The organism is Psychrobacter sp. CoH-33_TS_01 (genome assembly GCF_058189395.1).
Map to the genome: position 1 here is coordinate 347,280 of NZ_JBVGQI010000003.1, position 19,367 is coordinate 366,646.

General features: G+C 45.3%; 9 protein-coding genes. 4 read left to right on the forward strand and 5 right to left on the reverse strand.

Annotated features, from left to right (window positions below; genetic code table 11):
• The first annotated feature begins 280 nt into the window (after nt 1-280).
• From ACZ2XM_RS07525 to ACZ2XM_RS07535, 3 genes are all read left to right on the forward strand, one after another.
• A complete protein-coding gene (locus ACZ2XM_RS07525; protein WP_490587779.1) occupies nt 281-793 on the forward strand; it encodes a hypothetical protein in 513 nt (170 codons plus the stop codon).
• 667 nt (nt 794-1,460) lie between these two features.
• Nucleotides 1,461-2,471 (forward strand): endonuclease/exonuclease/phosphatase family protein, encoded by a 1,011-nt coding sequence (locus ACZ2XM_RS07530; protein ID WP_490587780.1) that lies wholly within the window; start codon nt 1,461-1,463, stop codon nt 2,469-2,471.
• 472 nt (nt 2,472-2,943) lie between these two features.
• On the forward strand, nt 2,944-3,633 hold the full coding sequence (locus ACZ2XM_RS07535; RefSeq protein WP_490587781.1) for a TetR/AcrR family transcriptional regulator: 690 nt from the start codon (nt 2,944-2,946) through the stop codon (nt 3,631-3,633).
• A 199-nt stretch (nt 3,634-3,832) separates the two neighbouring features.
• Here the strand turns inward: ACZ2XM_RS07535 and ACZ2XM_RS07540 are convergent, their stop codons facing one another.
• From ACZ2XM_RS07540 to ACZ2XM_RS07560, 5 genes are all read right to left on the reverse strand, one after another.
• Nucleotides 3,833-4,642, reverse strand: coding sequence for a hypothetical protein (locus ACZ2XM_RS07540; RefSeq protein ID WP_490587782.1), 810 nt, complete (start codon nt 4,640-4,642; stop codon nt 3,833-3,835).
• Between the two features lie 189 nt (nt 4,643-4,831).
• Nucleotides 4,832-10,195, reverse strand: coding sequence for a hypothetical protein (locus ACZ2XM_RS07545; protein WP_490587783.1), 5,364 nt, complete (start codon nt 10,193-10,195; stop codon nt 4,832-4,834).
• A 157-nt stretch (nt 10,196-10,352) separates the two neighbouring features.
• The gene (locus ACZ2XM_RS07550) at nt 10,353-12,188 is read right to left on the reverse strand and encodes an autotransporter outer membrane beta-barrel domain-containing protein (protein ID WP_490587784.1); all 1,836 of its coding nucleotides are present in this window, start codon (nt 12,186-12,188) and stop codon (nt 10,353-10,355) included.
• A 103-nt stretch (nt 12,189-12,291) separates the two neighbouring features.
• Nucleotides 12,292-12,774, reverse strand: coding sequence for a hypothetical protein (locus ACZ2XM_RS07555; RefSeq protein ID WP_490587785.1), 483 nt, complete (start codon nt 12,772-12,774; stop codon nt 12,292-12,294).
• 463 nt (nt 12,775-13,237) lie between these two features.
• Nucleotides 13,238-15,955, reverse strand: a complete 2,718-nt coding sequence (locus tag ACZ2XM_RS07560) for a hypothetical protein (protein ID WP_490587786.1) — start codon at nt 15,953-15,955, stop codon at nt 13,238-13,240.
• A gap of 577 nt (nt 15,956-16,532) precedes the next feature.
• On the opposite strand from ACZ2XM_RS07560, the gene aceE reads away from it, so the two are divergent.
• On the forward strand, nt 16,533-19,364 hold the full coding sequence (gene aceE, locus ACZ2XM_RS07565) for a pyruvate dehydrogenase (acetyl-transferring), homodimeric type (RefSeq protein ID WP_490587787.1): 2,832 nt from the start codon (nt 16,533-16,535) through the stop codon (nt 19,362-19,364).
• The last annotated feature ends 3 nt before the right edge of the window (nt 19,365-19,367 follow it).

Genomic DNA, 19,367 nt, shown 5'->3' on the forward strand with positions numbered 1-19,367 from the left:
ACGATACATGTTGTTACGCAACGCTATCGTGATAATGACATATCTTACATAACAGAGCTATGCGAGGGCCAGCTTAGCTTTATATACTTGTAAGGGTAGTCACCGAGTATGGCCTTGATGCTATATCTCATTATCTATAATGATGACGCTATTAAGGAATAGTAGTGTATCGGGATAATGAGAGTTTATAGCGATAACTATAATCAAGCCGCTACGGTTTTAATAAAAGGCTGATTAAACAAACAGCTTAATAAATAATGAATAATATGAGGATGGATTTATGAGTGACCATGATAATATCGACCGCGCAGCAGTAAAAGAAATGTCAGCTGAAACTAAACACGACCTTAATGCTGATCCCATTACTGGTGAGCCAGGCTCGCATCCAATAGGTACTGGTGTTGGTGGTATCGGCGGCGCAGCTGCTGGTGCAGCAATCGGTTCAATGGCAGGCCCGCTAGGTACGTTAATCGGTGGTGCTATTGGTGCTATCGTCGGTGGTGGTGCAGGTCATGCAGCAGCTGAAGCTATTGATCCTACTCGTGAAGAAGCTTATTGGCGTGCTCAGTATGCCAATGCAGACTATTACCGTGAAGGCCATGACTTTGACCGTGACTATCATCCAGCTTATGCAGTCGGTTATGCAAACCGTGCTCGCTATGGTGCCGATGCTCGCTTTGAAGACCACGAAAGCGAACTAGAGCAATCTTGGAACGAAGTAAAAGGCGATTCTCGCTTAGCTTGGGAAGATGCAAAACGCGCTTCTGCTGATGCGTGGCATCGTGTGAGCTAATAGCATTCGCTAATTTAAGATAAGCACTAGCATTGTAAAATTTGTTTTAAAATAAAGTTTTTAAAGTAGTGCTAGTGCATCTTACTAAAGACCTTTGGGCCATCGCCTAAGGGTCTTTTTTATGGGCTATATTTTTATGGACGGTATTTTATAGCCTGCATTTTTATAAACGCTTATAGTCAATCTTATTTAAGACGGGGCAACTAATGGCCGATATATATTTTCTGACTAGAAATCATGCTATGGATCGCGGTGGATGTAGACTTATACCAGTGACTCTAGATTAGACCTTGAGTGGACTACTTTGAGCCTGATTGGAATAGAGTTAGGAATGAAATTAATAGCGGCTACAGATTGAGTAAACCCACACGAAAGTCAATATAATAATTCTGTTATAATAAATAACAGGACGCTCTACGACTTTGGTAACTGATTCTTGTAAAATACATAGTAACGACAGTAGGGTAGTGCCATATAAGCTCATAAAATACGCTCTATTTAGGCCTATGTTCTTCAAAAAATGAGTGAATATTTCGTAAAATTTTTATCATAAAGCTCAATGATAATCCAATAGCCTACTGCCTGATCGTTTATAACAATAATCCATTCCAATATTTAAGGCGCTTCTTTTAGAAGGTGCCTACTCGATAAAAGCTTGACCAAAACTATGAATAAGAAACCATTTTATATAGCGACTGCTAATTTATTAAATTTTGCGAATCCAGGACGGATTTATTATGAGAACGCTGAGGCTTATGATGAAGCGACTTACCAACGAAAATTAGCCGGTCTGACCAATCTACTCTCTCAGGCGCATCCTGATATTCTGGCGGTACAAGAGATTTGGGACAGCGAGGCTTTAGAAGCCTTAGCCAAAGGTTTAGGGTTTGAAGCGCACCATGCTTGGGCACCTTTTGCCAGTAATACTGCCAATGACCCGATTACCAAAGGTTTGGGCGCGCAAAATACTCCTGCAGTCGGCATTATTAGTCGCTTCGATAGATTGTCTTCGCAGTCGCTACAGGATATACACCCGAAAGCTTGGGTTGATGTGCCGGATATGGGGTTGTATAAGCAATTTAACCGTCCGCCCTTATTGGTTCGCTATGATGTGTATGGCCAACCCATTAACGTATTGACGGCACACTTAAAGAGTAAGCGGGCTTATCATCTGCGCGATGAGCAGGGTAAGCTATTAGAAGATATCGATGATCCCAATATCCGTGTACGTGCCAAATTACGTAGCTTGTGCATGCGGGCAGCAGAAGCGGCTTCTATTCGTATGACCCTGATCGAGCTGCTCCATCACACCCGCGAGCCAGTCATTTTATTAGGCGACATGAATGATGTGACCGACAGTGTCACCACGCAGTTGATGGCAGAAACCGGCGAGATTAACTACGATAAGAGCATGCGAGATATCGCTTTGTTTGACGCAGCACGCATCCAAAAGCGCTATGGCTGGATGAAGGATGTCGCTTATACGCACATTCATCAAGGGGTACCAGAAGTCATCGACCAGTTGTTCGTCTCTGAAGAGTTTTTGTCAGACAGTAAGTATGCTTTAGCAGAGGTAGAACGGGTGGACTATTTTAATGACCATCTTAAGTGGGATTACGAAGATAGAGTCAGTGATCACGGTATTGTCAGAGCTAAGATTAAGCTCTTAGGCGATTGATTAGTAAAATTAATCTCCCTAATTTGGAATAAATTCTATATTCGCCTTGTCAGATATAGCATAAGTGATTATCATGCTTTCTCAAGAAGTTTGTTACGTTATAACTTTATTATATAACCTAGGTGCATTATATCTAGCGTGAATGTGGCTAAGTTGTGGCTGCAATTTAAGCTTTTATCTCTTAAATGAGCTTTGTGTTTGATTAGTTTAATAGCGTGTTTGTTTAAGTAGCTGTTATTATAACCACGGCTATTATCAAGTACAGGTAAACGAAGTCTAGCGATGTCTATAAATTAGTGTCCCTATTGATCAGTGAAGTATTAGTCAGTGAACGATAGATAACTACTTAATAAGATAGCCACTTAATAATAAAGCAGCGAATTAATTATATCAGCAACTATTTTAAGTTAAAGCCCTTTGTCTGGCGTGCTGAAGCCAGATAATAGGTTGGAATACATCAAAGGTGGCCCTAATGACTAAACAGTATGAAGATAAGATTGAAGATGTGCTAGTGGATTCAGAGCTGGCAAAAAAGCTAGTGCCGAACAAGTTTAAGTTTACCAGTCAGCAAGGTCGTGTGCGTCGTCAAAAGCTCTTAATGGGGGCGAAAACGCTTAGCGAAACTCGGGCTATTAAAGACATTAGCTTAGCAGACGTTTGTGAAGAGGCGGGTATTCCGCGCGCTTCTGCGTATCACTTTTTCCCGAATGTCGAAGCTATCTTTTTGGCATTAAGATTTTTGAACGCTATCGAGACGTTTGAATCGCTTAATACGGTGAATGCTGCCGACTATAACCGCTGGCAGGCTTATTTGACTGGCTTGATGGAAAAAGTCGCGAGTATTTTCCGCGAAGACCCTTTAAAAGCTAAGCTAGTGTATGAAACGAATACCCCGGATTTTGAAGGGGATAGTTTTGGTACGCAAATTGATGATCAGATTGTTGAGCTGTTCTATAATCAACTCTCAGTTCGTTATGTTTTACCAGAGTTAAAAGATATCAAAGATGTATTGCTTATTGGCTATAGTATTGCCAATGGGGTATTTATGCTCTCTTATCGTTTGGAAGGCAGTGTCACTGAGCACTACTTGCAAGAAGCGATTACTGCAGCTATTGCTTACTTACGCTGCTACTTGCCAGAGAAATTACCACTTAAAAAGTAAAGGTTTAGCGAGTAAGTTTTTTATAAAACTGCTGGCTAAATGACAGCGACCCAGGATATTTACTGATAACTTGCTACAAGTTATGAGTAAGTGTCTTGGGTTTTTTTATGGGGGTAATAGAATGCGCAATAAAGCGAGCGATAGAGTGGATAAGTTGACAGAATCGCTAAGCTAATGCAGTTCGGTTAGGGGACTAATCCTAGCGAATAGAGGTTAAATCTAGCTTCTGACATTGTGGAGATGCGCCAACTTTAGGCGTTAGCTCAGTTTGTAATCTGGATACTGCAGCCTGCAAGGTCGCCAGCTTTGCGCCATCATTAGCGACATAAGCGGTTTTTGCTTGATTCAGCCAACGCTCCGCTGCATCGAAATGCTCACGGGCATGGCGCCAGTCTGCTTCGCATTGTTCAGCAGCAGCCCAAATCAGTTTGACTTCACTAAACGCCAACTCTCTAGGAGCTACAGCCGTAGCTCCGTTCTGCTTCAATGTTACTAAGGTGGCCCATAAATCTGGTCTTAATAAAGTGGCATACTCAGGGATGGTAGCGGAGTCTAGCAGGGAGTCAGCTTGATGATTGCGTAAAGCTTGTAAGAGACGGACGCTTTGTTGCCAAGCATCTAAGCTGGCAGGATCTGCAGGGCTTAAGCTGCTTTCACTAGCTTCTGCTTGGGCGTAACTGAGCCAAGCTTGTGCTTTAAAAGAGGTATATTGAACAGTAGGACTTAGATTGGCTTGCTGGTACGATTTGAGCTCGGTCATCATACAGTCAATCTCATACTGGCGCTTAGAGACATACTGGGCATGCTGAGTGGTCGTCGCAATCTCTCCCGTACAGTAGCTCTCAGCATCTAGCAAATTAACCTTATTACCGGTAGTAACCTTTAGACTCGTATCAATAGGCTGCGCATAGGTGACGGTGCTACTGAGCGCAAGGACTAAAGCAGTCGTCGCAGTTAGCGAAGCGATAGAGGGTAAACGATGGCGCAATGGAGTAAGGGCAAATCGCATATTGGCGACTCCTAAGAGTATATAGAGAGTATTCACCGTCACTATGACAGCTTAGGTCGGTAGCCCGCCCTATAATATTAAGCGGCAAAAGACCTCTAGCTAGAGGTCTTTTTTACAATGGTGTTCTACTAAATAGCATTCTACTAAGTACCGTTCTACTAGATGGTGGTCTACTACAGGTATAAGGCATTATTTCGGGTCATTGGGGTTATGACCTTTGAATAAATCTTCGTCAAACTTAAAACGCAGTCGCACATAAGCGCCTTGCTGAGTGGTGTCATCCGAAGCGATATCTTCATCAGTAAAGCCCATAAAGTTATAGCCCACTGACAACCAAAGATTGGTCATAGGGCTATAGCCCACTTCTGCGCCCAGCATGTAAGTCATGCTATTGTCCGCGCCATTCCAATAACTGCCGGCTTGTAGGCCTGCATCCCAACGCTCACTAATATCGTAAAGACCACGCACATAAGCGGCATGCGCGGTATTGTTATCACTAGTACCGTCTGCATCATACTGAAGGTATTTACCAGCATAATGCCCTGATAACGTTAACGGACGGGTAGGGTGATAATTGCCATGCAAAGACCAAATCAGCGCTTCTTTTTCGTAAGCATCATTACCAGTTTGATTGTCATCCAGACGGTATTCAAGTTTGCTGAGCATATCCAACTGATTGCTGTCTAAATCTCGATAAGCGGCGCCCAATTGCAAGCGGTTAATGGTACGCTCGCCTTCAGCAAAGCTAGTATTGGAGTAGATATCTTTTGCTAGTAAAGTCACGTCATCGCTATAGCGATAGACTAGGCCCGCCGTAGCTAGTAACGTATCACTACTGTCGCCCCAACGCTTCTCCAAACGGCCCGATACTTTATAATCTTCTTGTGCCAGATACTCAGCGCCGACACCTACAGCAGTAGATTGGTTCTCTGCCGTATCATCGAGAGACTGTACACGCTCAAACAAAGTATTCAAGGTCAAGCCTTGACGCACATGCCATTTATTTCTTAAACCGAGTGCAGCTTCAGTATCACGCGCACTGATAGCATCGCTCATGCGGTATTCGCTATAGACTTGACCGTCTTTCATATAGGTGGCATCCACCCCAACCACCGTGCGTTGGCGCTCAGCGGTATCGTCTAAGCCATAACTGCCCGATAAGCTATTGATTAAATCATGACGCGCATAGAGGCGCCCAAGATTGCCCAAAGCTGTCTCGCCACCGATAGATATAGCATTGCGCTCGCTATGGCTGATGTCTTGCTCGTATTCTGCAAATACTAGGGATTTATTGAGCTTAGGCAGGCGAGCCGTCAGTTTGGCATTGACGGTAGTGCCTTGGATGTCTTGGTCTGCATTACCCACCGTCGATAGCGCGGATTGGTTTAGGGTAGCGTCATTGAAATCTGTATTGCTACCTAAGCCCGTGACGTCGACTGCGCCTTGAATGTTACGCGCTGCCGCGCCTTCTTTATTATAATAACGCACACCCAACTCAGCCGCGAGATTGGGGGTAAGCAAACGCTCAATGGCGGCTTTAAACCCTTCTTGCTTAGCATTGGTGCTGTCTTCTTGTGTACGCACACCGTCTAGTTTTAAGGTCGTATTGACCGCCGTATCTAGACGATAGTCTAGGCTAACGCCCGTTTCAGTGCGACCTGCTGTAATGGTTGAACCCGCGGTCACAAAGCCTGCGTCGGCTTTATTATAATAAGCTTCTGCCTTAGTACGGCTGTGGTCATCGTAGCTCAAGTTCAGGCGTAAGGCATTACCAGAGACATCATTCGCCGTGAGATCATCCGTATTAATCTGGTTGGCCGCCTGATAGTTGGGGTCGCTAGCCTTATTATGGGCGTATTCCGCAATCAGTTTGGTACGGTCGTTCAGTTTGATGACGGTATTGACGCTGGCGAGCTCTTCGGTATTGAGCGGGTCATCACTTTTGACGTAGCTGCCACCAATGGACGTTTGCTTATTAACCTGTTGTTTGGCACTAATACCACCTACCCAATAGCGCTCGCCACCGGTCTCTACTTCTACGATGACGCGTAGATAGACCGGATTGCCATTAAAATCTTGGCTAGGAATAGGGCTCTTTAGATAGAGACTACGGCTAATAGGGTCGATTTCGTAATCGGCAAACCGGGTTAAGCTTTGACGAGACACAATAATGCCTGGGTTATCGGCATCACGTACCAACACTTCGACCGATTCTGAGTTCTCTAGAATATCGTTAAAGTTTTCAGCCAGTGGGTAAGGTCCAGAGATACCTAAACCACGAGTTTCATTGACGCTCTGAGACGATGAAGTCTGTGCAGCGAAAGTGGTAATGCGAGTATTGTCATCTTCAAACTGTGCTTTCACGCCAGTTAAACTTCGGCTATAGTTGCCCAGTTGTAGACCTTCATCATTGGTCGTCTGAGTATTTAGGTCGCCATACATAGCAAAAGAGCGGCCTTTATCCAAACGGATATACAGCTTGCTAGTCGACTGCGCGTCAAAGCCTTTGGCTGAGGCATCGCCGTAGACAGGATAGTAGTCATCAGGGCGAATATCGCGGAACAGACGCTCGCCTTTCTTATCGCTGTCATACGATAAGGTTAATAGATAATCACCACGTACTTTACCTTTTAGGAATAACGCAGCACGGCCATTCGCGGTTAAGTCGTCATTGCTAGCGAACTCTTGCAGTTCTTTTTCAAATACGCCCTGATCCGCTGAGACTTGCTTGCTATCAAAGTCTTTGAGCGAGATAGAGCCTTCGATAATACCCACTGCGATTAGAGGGCGTAGGCTGGGGATAAACTGGATATTTTGCGCTGACTCAATGCCGTTGGCAGTAATTTTTAAAGTGCCTTTACCCGGAGTTTGCGGCGATAATATTTCCACCAATACTTGCGCATCAGTGACCATCAGCTGTACGCCAGGCAAATCTGGATTCAGGTCTTTATTGACGATAGTGCCGACATTACTGTCTACCGTGATTAAGGTGTCGTTGGCTACGGGCGTGCCTTGGGCATCGCGTAGAGTAACCTGGGCATAAATCTTACTAACACCATCCGCCTCGATGATAGGAGTGTCAATCTGTGTAGTGACGATCTTGATATCGCCCGGAGCAATCACTGTGATAGAAGTGCTGTCCACTTCTTGCTCATTGGCATCATAAGCTTTAATCATGAGCGTGTTGTTACCCGCCGCTAAAGGAATACCGAAGTAATCAAAGCCGATAAGTTGCGCACTCTCTAAGCGACCCGTCTTACCAATGCGGTTGGCAGGCACTAATTGACCATTGGCAAACAATTTCACTTCGTACGCTAAATTAGAGGCTATTTGCGCAGTGACTTGACGGCTCGGTAGGACTTGCCCTGCGGTTAGATTGATAAAGCGAGTGCTATTATCGGTCGTATTCTGCAGATAGCTTTCTAGGTCTTCCATTTTAGGCGCGGCAACAGGGGTCAGCGCAGGCAGGGTCAAAGGGGCCGTACGCTGATCACGCGCGCTATAGACGGTAGCTTGCTCACAATTGCCGCTAGTAGTATTGTTACCCTCTTGCTTGCAACCCGCGGCTTCGTCACTGCGGTAGCTGCCACTCAACGTTGTGATAGCGTCTTGCTCTAGGCTAAGCTCGGAATTTATCGCCTGCTCTAGAGCATTGTTTTCACCTTGAATACGGTTACGGCGGGCAATAAGTTCAGCGACCAGCTCCGGAGAAGTATCGCCTAAGCCATCTGCAATACCGAAGTCAGCGCGATGCAGCTCACCATATTTTAGGTCGACAAAACGGCTGCTCGGGTCGCCGGCATTGCGATTGCCTTGCTCGATGAGCTCAACATGCGCTGGCAAAGTAATGCGGTCGATTTTAATTACGTGAGTCTTGGCAGTGACGCCGTAAAAGTTATATTTACCTTCGCTATCGGTCACGGCAAAGTTACCGTTTTCCATATACAAGCGCACGCCTGGCACACCCAGCTCACCGGCTTGCTTTTGTTGGATGCCATCACGGTTGATATCGTTATATACCTTGCCCACTACGATACCATCGGTATTCAGCAGACCTTGGCTGACTTCTACTTGCCATTGTGCTTCACGCGAAGTTATAGGCGTGTTGTTACTATCAATATCACTGTCGTTAGCAGTAGCTATAGCACGATTGATACCGTTACCGCCTAGTGCTGTAGACCCTACTAATACGCGATAGCGAATCGTAGCCGTCTCATCTGTAGCCAACTCGCCAATACCGAGGACTTTATATTTGCCTTCGTTGGTAAAGCGTTGTGTGGTTTTAGCCCCAGCTATTCTTACTGAGTCCTCAATGAGGCTAAAGCCTTGCGGTAGGGCGTCTTTTAAATTGACATTATAAGCCGTGGCTGCGCCCGTATTTTTGATAGTAATGGTGTAATTGACATAGTCGCCTAATTCAGCGACTTTGACATCACCTTCTTTAGTCACTTGTAGGCTAGGCGCCGTATCTGTGATAGCGATAGTAGTAGAGAGTGGGTCGCTGACAGAAACTAAATCATTGGTAGTCGGGGTTTGATTGGGTGCTACTGTAGGAGCGACGCAAGCGACTAGGGTCGCGGTCAACGTGTCTTTATCTAAAGTCTGAATGATTTGATCATTGAGCGCATTAGCATTGTTTTGCGTAGGGGCAAGCAGGCGATATTTGCCAGTATTATTGCCGGTTTCTACGGCTTTTAAGGCGTAGCTGTCTTTGGTTAGCTCCGAGGTAACCTTGACCCAAGCATAATCCACGGCATCCGCACGATAGTTACATTGTGCGTAGGTCGTAGTGACGAACACCTCTTTACCAACCTGACTTGTAGGCTGTTTCGTAGTAAAAGTAGGCTCAGTAAATTGGATGAGTGGGGCTAACACTAATAAGCTATCGGTCGCTGTAGCGATTACTTTGTTATCTTCAGCAACGACTGCTTTTAGGCCTAGCTGTGCCGTAGCGCCATTGCCTAAGGTAGGCTTTACTTTAGCTTGGACGATAAGGTTGATGCTGGTGTCATGCGGTAAAACGATAGTCTCAGGTAATAGCGTGTCACCGGCATCGATTACGCCATTGTTATTATTATCTTGATAGATTTTAAGCTCAGATAGGGCAGCAGGTAAGCTGCTTTCAAGACTGATGGTCGCGCTAGTATTGCTATTATTGGTTAAAGTATTGCGCCATTCGACGAGTTGCGATTGTTTTTGGTCGCTTATTATTTTAATCGGTGGCGTGGTTAACTCGATAGCGTAAAAGAGACGGGGCCGTTGGAGTTCAACAGTGACCGTATTAGACATCACATTACTGGCTTGCGCGCCTCTATTAAAAGCAGCTCCAGCAGTATTGGTTAATAATATATTTTCTAATAAACGGGCTTGCTCTGCATTGGTAGCCGCAGGAATAAGGGTAGGTAATACGGACTCAGCGGCAGCAGCCGTTTGCATATGACTTAAGCAGATAGCTACGGTCAACCCAGATAAACGGGCAGCACAAAAAGATCGGTTATGACTACCAATCTTGGATTTTACCTTTAGCGCTACTGGTTGTGAATTAAGCCGCATACTACGAGTCAGCCTTACTTAAGAGTAGAGAGAAGGGGGCTATGAGCATCTATATCCTCATAGCCCCTAAAATTACGAACTAAATTAAATTTACTAAGCTAAAGCTTTACTAAAATAAGGCTTCACTAAACTAAAGCCCTACTAAAATAAGGAGTGCTTAGTTAGCGTTAATTTGACGAGTAAAGGTCAATACTGCAGACTCATTAGTAGCAAGGTCAAACTCGGTAGTGACCACAGCCGTGCTATTAAAAGAAGCCGTGCCTTTAGTGGAAACCGGGCTAATAGCCATCGTTGAGTTGTTTAATACGCTAGCGTTTAGAGTATCGCTTAAGATAATCTTGCTGATAGTGCTAGGGTAGAAGTTAGTCGCGGTGATTTGGTAGAAAATACAATCACCAGGCGCCGCTTTAGAGATGGCTACATCGTTGTATTTACCAGCAGCTTGGTTGGCTACTGTAGAACAGCTTTGACCAGATACCGGCTTAATAACCGCTTGACGCTTAAGCAATTCTAAGGCTCTTTGCGCATTCACGATCAACTGAACGTTGTCAGAAGTCATTGCGCCTTTAGGGGTCACTTTGATAGAGACAGGGTAGTTCTGATTGTCTTGTAAGATAGTGCCAGCAGGAATAATCGCTGTAACCGTAACCTTCTGTGCAGCGCCTGGAGCAATATCACCAGTAGTAGCTGGGAAAGTAATATTGGTTAATTGACCCGCTTGCGTTTGATTGGTATCGATAGCCAAATCAAAGTCGGTGCTTAGGTTGCCGGTATTATGAACATAAACCTCAAAAGTCACTGTAGTGTCTGCTAGCTGTACATTGCCTGCGCCAGAAGTCGCATTGCTAGAAGTAGCATTCGTGATAATGACTTCTTTAGTGATTTGGTTGTCTCTATCTACATTGCCAGGGATGATTTGTGCATCTGAGTAATCATCAGTCAGGCTTTCGTTAATAGTACCCGTGATTTTGGTTTGACCATTTGGCGTAGTTACCGTACTGGTAGCAGGTGTCGCCTCATCAATAATATTGTCCTTGTTCACATCGCTACCAATAGCAGCCACGTTATTGATGGCTTTAGTTTCGTCAGTAACCTTAACTTTAAAGGTTAAGGTACCTGCAGGAGCGTTAGTAGTATTGGTATTGGCCGCAACCGTACCAGACTTATAGACAATCTTTTGACCAACGATAGTCAAGTTGCTAGCAGCTACTGCAGTGCCATCGATTTTTGCTGAATTAGCAACGTAAGTGACGCCTTCAGGCAAGGTATCTACGATGATGACATTGTCAGCAGCGGTACTAGTACTGGTGTTACCAAACTTGATGCTATAGGTAATCTCGTCATTGTTTTCAGCCGAGCCAATCGTAGCTTTATCGAGCGTGATTGTGGCAGATTTCGCAATCACTAAGTTAGAGGCTTTGATGACACCCGTATCTTGGTTGGTTTGCTTGATTAAAGTTTTGTTAGTCGCTTCAACCGTGATACTACCGGTATTGCCATCTTTAAACGTACCGATATTATCGTCTTTCGCTACGATAAAGAACTTAGTGCTGTTACCTGCAGCAACGGTAATTTTATTGCCAACAATAGGAGCATCAAGTTTCGGTTGACCCGGGTTAGCAGGGTCTTCAGGATAGATAGTAAACTTCTCATAATCTAACTGATCGCCAGTATTGTTAGAGATAGCTAAAGTGTAGGTATCGTCAGTATTACCCGTGTTTTTGATGGTGTGCGTGAAAGTCACTTCACCCGTGTTTTTATTGATGGTCTGTTCTTGGTTTTGCGTTAATTCAAAACTTGGTGCATCGCCCACAGTAATCTGGACGGTGTTAGATTGCGTCGTTACTAGCGTACCGTTCACTTGATAAGAGGCGGTAGCAAAGTTGGTAATTTGGGTACCCGTAGTTGGTGCTGCTGCACTGGCTGGGGCCAAACCGATTAGGCCAACGGTCATGGCACTGGCCAGATAAGTTAACTGGGTGGTTATTTTCATATATTAAGTTCCTAAAGGTGCACGGGGATAGGCCGCACTGAAAATGCAGCAATTGGTGGGACGGTTGAGATTAAAGAAAGACTAAGCTAACTAACCGTGCTGACTAAGACTTGGTTAAGTCCAATTGAGTGTCAGCCGTGACCGTAGCGGACTTGCGTGCTGGCAGCAGCTTGATCTGCCAACGTAATGATTTATATTGAGAATAAGGTACTTTTACTGTCTTGCCATCGATGACTTGCGTCAACGGCATAGGCAGATAGTTAACCCCATCAATTGAAGCGAGCGCGCTGCTAGGGGAAGCAGCACCATTGAAGCTCATGTTGGCTGGAATAGGGAGGGTAACGGCCATATCGCTGATTGCGCCGTTTGAGGTATTGGTATAGGTAGCGCTGTAACGCACGATTTCTTTACCATTTAATGAGCCGATATTGCGCAACTGCTCAACGCCTTTGCTGTCTTTGACCACTTCATTCGCCGTCAATTTAACCTGCACGGGATCAGCAGGAGCCGCTTGGGCTGGGGAAATCGATAGCGCTGTCATTAGGCATACGCTGGTCAAAAGAGCTTGGTTGGTCTTACCGAACATAGAAATTCTCCAATCTGGGTCAATAGCATCTATCACTCATCTGACAGATAGAATAACAGCGATAGTATTGAGCCAAATACCAGCGGTTAGACTTTAGGGATTCAACATTATTAATTACTAAACAGCAGGTTAATTACTAAAAATCTGGCTAACTACTGAAAAGCGGACTCTGCTTTCCATTAGCGCCCTGCGCAGCGTAACACCAGCTACAGACTAGCGTTAAACAAAGGACGATATAAAAAAATGGTAGAAATGTGTGGACAAATAACAGGTTCTGCTAGAGCTAGCAATACTGTGCAAAAGACATTTGTACAGTTAACGTAAAAGAGAATAGCATTATAGCCTAATAAATAAATACTGAAAAGCGACCATTGACCGATAAATAGGTATCAATGGCAGCCCCCAAATTCTCTTTAAAATTAACTTATTAGCTAGGATAATGAGCGTCTATTAGCCGAATTAATCAGTTGCTAGCGCCTTTACTAAAAACGGTATTAAACCAAAGCTTTATGACTTCCTGCTTGGCCATAGTGGCTACGGTAATGCTAGAAATATCTTTAGCCACATGCTGAGCATTATAAACAGCAGGGTTATTACGATTAGCCGCATCAATCACATTGCTAGCGGTCTTATTAGTGCTCAAAGCCGCTGTACCATAAACCGCTTGGGGCGCAGGCACATATAGATAAGACGTTGAGCCCGCACTTATAAGGCCACTATCGGTAATACTGATGGCGGTTAACGGTAAATTACCGCGGTTATAAGCCGCTATGTAATAGGCAATACAGCGCTCAGGATTGATATCAGTAATAGGGTTGGTAGTGAAGCCTGCAGTTGTGCCACTAGCTTTCGGCGTTTGGTATAGGCTAGAGGTCACATTGCTGCAATCATGCGCATACTGGTATTTACGCAGTACTAAAGGTTGATAGGCGGGCAGGACGTCGCCAAAATCAAAACTGCTGGCAGGCGTCACGGTATTGAGCACAATAGTTTTTTTATTTTCTGAGCTATCAATAGTATAGCCACTGGCATTGGTCTCTACTAAGCAAAGCTGGCCATTTTTAGCTGCCGCTTGTTGCTTGATATTTTCAGTGATGACTATACTATAGCGTCCTGTACTGTCTGTCGTTATAACCGTCGCACCATTATTGATGTCTAGCGGAGTGGCAAAAGTATTGCCGTCACAACTGCCCGCATACAGACGGATAGTCGCGCCAGCGATGCCAGGCTCAGGTAAGCTAGAGTCATACAGGCCATTAAAATAATTGGCATTATTAGCTGTAGGGGTCTCAGTATCTATCCCGCCTAGATTGACATCTGCTAGAGAAACGCTGCCTGCGCTAATGGTCGAGTTGGCATGCGGCTGTTTGGCACCGATATCGTGAAAGACAATGCCTTTAATATAGGCATTCGTCGTGTTGCTAATCTCACAGGTAATCTCATCACCGTAATTGAGGTTCGCCAATTCAAAGCTAGTGCCGGTAGCGTCAACAGGTAGGACGGTCTTACTGCCTAGCGTTTGGTTGCGGCAGCTATATTGGCTGGTATAACTGTTTAATGAGCCTGCCCCTACGATAGTCTCATTTAGGGTATAGCGTTTATTCAATTCTAGAGTGACTGAGCCCGAAGTCTCCGTACCTTCCGTAATCTTATCCGTAGCGCCTTGCGTGGTAAAAGTCTTGATGATGGTCTTTGGGGCAGCCGTTTGCGCAACAGATAAGGCAAACTGATCGCTAGCGACTGCTCTAGTGCCCACCAATTTTTTAGTTAAGATAACTCTCGGCGGGGCGAGGCAAAAGTAAAAGTCTGAGTAGCCTAACGCATGGGCTGAGGCATTATTAACGGATGCTACGTTACTATGGGTCAAGCTAAATGGGGCATTCGCCGCTTTATAGCCCCAAGTTACTGTAACAGGACACTGCCCTAGACCACAGTTCTTACCCGATAAGGCAGTGGCAATATCGAAATTCGCATTGAGGCTATGAAAGGCCGTGAGTGCGGTTAATTTGCCGCCAGTAGCAGACACGTCCACTCGCTCAATATAGGCAGGTGGCGAATTGGTCGCTGAATCTACATCCTGAGCCACAAAGCCCATTTTAGAGACGGGTCTATTGATACTAACTTCAATTCTATGATTAATACCCGTAGTTGAAGAAGTATGACCAAGGTTGATAGCGTTAGCCGTGGCATCTGTAATACTGCCAAAAAAAGGCGAAACCGTACCATTTATGGGTGCTAGGTCAGTCAAAAGTGGAAAGTTAATACTTACTACTTTATCGCCCGCAGCGGCATCGGTGAAGGTAAAATTCTTACTAGGCTGACCGGCTGTCCAAGCTAGAGGTAGGAAGGTAGCATTAGCGGGAGGACTTTGCCCAATATAATACATTTTATCGCCTGCTGGGCAGGAGCTGGTTGTTGGAGTAACGGGGGGCGCGGGTACGGTTAAAGCATCAATAGTCAGACGAATTAACTGACCGTTTGGTACGGTAGTCGTGCCATTAGGAGTGTAGTTGCCATACTCAATAAAGACTTGGTCAACGGCCTGATTAAAAGTAAAGCCTTGGGTATGCTTGGGGTCTAGAAGAATGGAAGTGCTAGTATTGGCTCTGGCAGTACGGATAATCAAAGCACTATTTGAGCTGGTCGTAGTGACTTCACTAGCGCTATAACGCCCGTTCACCACGGGGACAATCTTAGTCGTCGCAGACAGCTCACTATTAATGCCATAGACGGTTACCTGGTCCCAGTAATTACTAGAATCGATATCAGAAGCCGCTAAGCTTAAATTGGTGACGGGAGTGCTAAAGCCAAAGGAAACCATCCCAGTTGCCGTGCGGTTATTAGCATCCATATTCAATAAGAAATAACGACCCAATGACGTTGAATTTGCTGGCGGATTATTGACCGTCAGCACTCTGGCAAAGCTACCGGTCGAATTAGCCTGTGCCGTCAACGTGACTGGTCTGCCACTATCTTGAATGACCGGAAAGGTGTAAGTAGGGCTAGTCGCCGTAACACCCGTCTGCCAACCTTGATAGGCCGACTCAGAAAGAGGGTTGTCTAGCGCCCAAGCAGGCGTTATAAAAAACAGTCCTAGCAAGCACAAGCCAATATAAACGTGGTAGTTAATTAAGCGGGATAATCCTGATTGGATTCCTGCTGACTTGCGCACTTGCCCCATACTCACTCCGACAACTCTATGATAGCTAATAAATAGAATTAAATTCCTACATTTACGCAAGGGCTAAGCTGCCGGCAAAATGGCACAGTCAATCTTGGTAGCCCATATCGTTGCTATAAGAATTTGTTCTAATAGACCTGGATACTTACGGTCATTAAATATTTAAAGCTATCTAATGAGGTAGTCGCTATTTTATAGATAAATCAAGCCAATGTTCTAAAAATTCGATGAATCAATGATTTATGGCTATGATTGGTAATTTAAGCACAAAATTTTTTATGCTAAATTAATAAAGACTCGCCGTTCAAAAATTACCCTTGTATTTAATAACAAAATGTTAGATTCGTTGTCATTTAGTTGAGGAGATAGGTAAGCTCTGCGAAACTGGTTATACTATTCACACCGCACACTTAACTAAGATGTTTCGCATCTCTAGTTGCTCCATACTTTATTTGTTCAATATGATTTAAGTCTACACTTCTAGCTTATCATTGAGCTAACCATTAATCTAATTGCAATTGCCAAATCATTGGCTGGCATGGACGTGCTATTACTATCGACAATAAGGACAAATATTATGAATTATTACAAGGATGCCGACAATTCTGAGACCCAAGAATGGTTGGATGCCTTCGAATCGGTCATCAAACATGCTGATAAGGATCGGGCTCAGTTTCTGTTAAAGGCCTTGTATAATATGGCCGTCCAAGAAGGACTCCCTTTTAACCGCCTTGATACCGCCTACATTAACACTATTCCTGTAGAAGACGAGCCGGCCTATCCAGGTGACGTACACATTGAGCGCAAAATTCGGGCGCTAGTGCGTTATAACGCTTTGGCTATGGTCATGCGCGCCAACCAAAATGATGACGACCTTGGTGGTCATTTGGCGACTTTTGCCTCTAGTGCTACCCTTTATGAGACGGGATTTAACCATATTTTCCGTGCCGCTAGCGATCACTTCGGTGGTGACATGATCTATTATCAAGGTCACTCAGCCCCAGGTATCTATGCGCGTTCGTTTTTAGAAGGTCGCTTAACCGAAGATCAGTTGGTGAATTTCCGCCGTGAAGTCGGTGGTAAAGGTCTATCGAGCTATCCGCATCCGTATTTGATGCCAGACTATTGGCAGTTCCCAACGGTATCGATGGGTCTGGGTCCCATCATGTCTATCTATCATGCTCACGTGCATAATTATTTGATTAACCGTGGTTTGTTAGAAGAAGAAGGCCGTAAGATTTGGACTTTCTTAGGCGATGGTGAGACGGATGAGCCAGAAAGCTTGGGCGCTATCTCATTGGCGGGCCGTGAAAAGTTAGAAAATCTAATCTGGGTGATTAACTGTAACTTACAGCGTCTAGATGGTCCAGTACGTGGCAACGGTAAAATCATTCAAGAGCTTGAGTCCGTATTCCGCGGTGCAGGCTGGAACGTGATTAAAGTCGTCTGGGGCGGTCATTGGGACAATCTGTTGGCGAACGATCATACGGGTGTGCTTAAACAACGTATGGATGAAGTGGTCGACGGTGAGTATCAGCTCTATGAAGCGCGCGATCCTGCTTTCGTCCGTGAGCAATTCTTTGGTAAATACCCTGAATTGAAAGAAATGGCAGATAAGCTGTCTGACGAAGAGATTGCCCGTTTAAACCGCGGTGGTCATGACCCTATTAAAGTTTATGCCGCCTTTAGCGAAGCCATGAAGACCAAAGGTCAACCTACGGTTATCCTAGTGAAAACTGTGAAAGGTTATGGCTTGTCTGCACAGGCACAAGCGGTGAATAAAGCGCACCAAATTAAGATGTTGGATAAAGAGGCGCTACAATATTTCCGCGACCGCTTTGATTTGCCCTTCACCGATGAGCAGTTAGAAACCCTACCGTTCTATCGTCCTGACGAAGACTCGGCAGAGATGAAATACCTAAAAGGTCGTCGTGAGGCACTAGGCGGTCACCTACCGAATCGCCGTAGTGGTCATATTCCTTTGACTATCCCTGAGTTGTCTATCTTTGACCGCGTCTTGCAGGGCAGTAAAGGTAAAGAGCAATCTACCACGATGGTTTTCGTGCGTCTATTGGCCTCTATGCTGAAGAATAAAGACATTCAAGACCGCGTAGTCCCTATCGTACCGGATGAAGCGCGTACCTTTGGTCTAGAGGGTATGTTCCGTCAATTGGGCATCTATTCTGCGGGTGGTCAGGTCTATACTCCAGAAGATAGCGAAGCCTTGATGGGCTATAAAGAAGCCAAAGATGGCCATATGCTAGAAGAAGGCATCAACGAAGCCGGTGCTATGAGTGCTTGGATTGCCTTGGCAACCAGTTATTCAGTCAACGCCCTGCCGATGATTCCGCTGTATATCTATTACTCTATGTTTGGTTTCCAGCGCGTGGGTGATTTGGCTTGGGCTGCCGGCGATTGCCAGGCACAAGGCTTCTTATTAGGCGCTACTGCGGGTCGTACTACGCTGAACGGTGAAGGCTTGCAGCATCAAGATGGTCATTCACAAATTTTGTTCAACGCTGTGCCAAACTGTGTTAGCTACGACCCTTGCTATGGCTACGAGCTAGCAGTCATTATGCATGATGGTCTACGCCGTATGTATGGCGAAGGCGAGCGTGTGTATTATTACATTACGCTAATGAACGAAAACTACGACCAGCCAGCGATGCCAGAGCGTGAAGGTATTGAAGAAGGTATCAAACGCGGCATGTATCTGCTTGAAGATAACAGCGATAAAGAAGGCGGCGTACAAGTACAGCTGCTAGGTTCAGGTGTTATCTTACGTGAAGTAGAGCGAGCTGCCCGTATTCTTCGTGACGAGTTTAATATCAATGCCAACGTCTGGAGCGTCACCAGCTTTAACGAGTTGACCCGTGATGGTATGGCGTGTGATGACTACAACCGTCTGCATCCGCTCGAAGAAGAGAGAGTGCCTTGGGTCACTGAACAGCTAGCACCACACGAAGGTATCGTGGTCGCCGCTACGGATTACATGCGTATGTACTCCGAGCAAATCCGTGCTTGGTTGCCAGACAGCCGTCCGTATACCACGTTAGGTACTGATGGTTATGGCCGCTCAGACAGCCGTAAGAAATTGCGCAGCTTCTTTAACGTAGATGCCGAGCACATTGTCGTCGCTACCTTAAAACGTTTAGCGGATGAAGGTGAAGTAGAGATGCGTCTGGTCAAAGATGCTATCACTAGCTTTGATATCGATGTCGATCAGCCACCAGCTTGGCAGCCACAGCCTTACCATGATCATTCTCCAGATGCGCCAGCGCCTGATAAGGTTAGTCCGCATCCTGTGCCAGAATTCGTCGAAGAAGACGACGAGGAGATTAGCAGTGAAGGTCGTGCCGAGGACCAAGCGGATGCCACACTATTAGACGATAGCGACATCAAAGAATAACCA

What these genes read in the sequence shown, in the direction of transcription:
- ACZ2XM_RS07560 (WP_490587786.1), bottom strand. Translation starts at nt 15,955, where the DNA reads ATGGGGCAAGTGCGCAAGTCAGCAGGAATCCAATCAGGATTATCCCGC.
- ACZ2XM_RS07540 (WP_490587782.1), bottom strand. Translation starts at nt 4,642, where the DNA reads ATGCGATTTGCCCTTACTCCATTGCGCCATCGTTTACCCTCTATCGCT.
- aceE (WP_490587787.1), top strand. Translation starts at nt 16,533, where the DNA reads ATGAATTATTACAAGGATGCCGACAATTCTGAGACCCAAGAATGGTTG.
- ACZ2XM_RS07525 (WP_490587779.1), top strand. Translation starts at nt 281, where the DNA reads ATGAGTGACCATGATAATATCGACCGCGCAGCAGTAAAAGAAATGTCA.
- ACZ2XM_RS07530 (WP_490587780.1), top strand. Translation starts at nt 1,461, where the DNA reads ATGAATAAGAAACCATTTTATATAGCGACTGCTAATTTATTAAATTTT.
- ACZ2XM_RS07555 (WP_490587785.1), bottom strand. Translation starts at nt 12,774, where the DNA reads ATGTTCGGTAAGACCAACCAAGCTCTTTTGACCAGCGTATGCCTAATG.
- ACZ2XM_RS07550 (WP_490587784.1), bottom strand. Translation starts at nt 12,188, where the DNA reads ATGAAAATAACCACCCAGTTAACTTATCTGGCCAGTGCCATGACCGTT.
- ACZ2XM_RS07535 (WP_490587781.1), top strand. Translation starts at nt 2,944, where the DNA reads ATGACTAAACAGTATGAAGATAAGATTGAAGATGTGCTAGTGGATTCA.
- ACZ2XM_RS07545 (WP_490587783.1), bottom strand. Translation starts at nt 10,195, where the DNA reads ATGCGGCTTAATTCACAACCAGTAGCGCTAAAGGTAAAATCCAAGATT.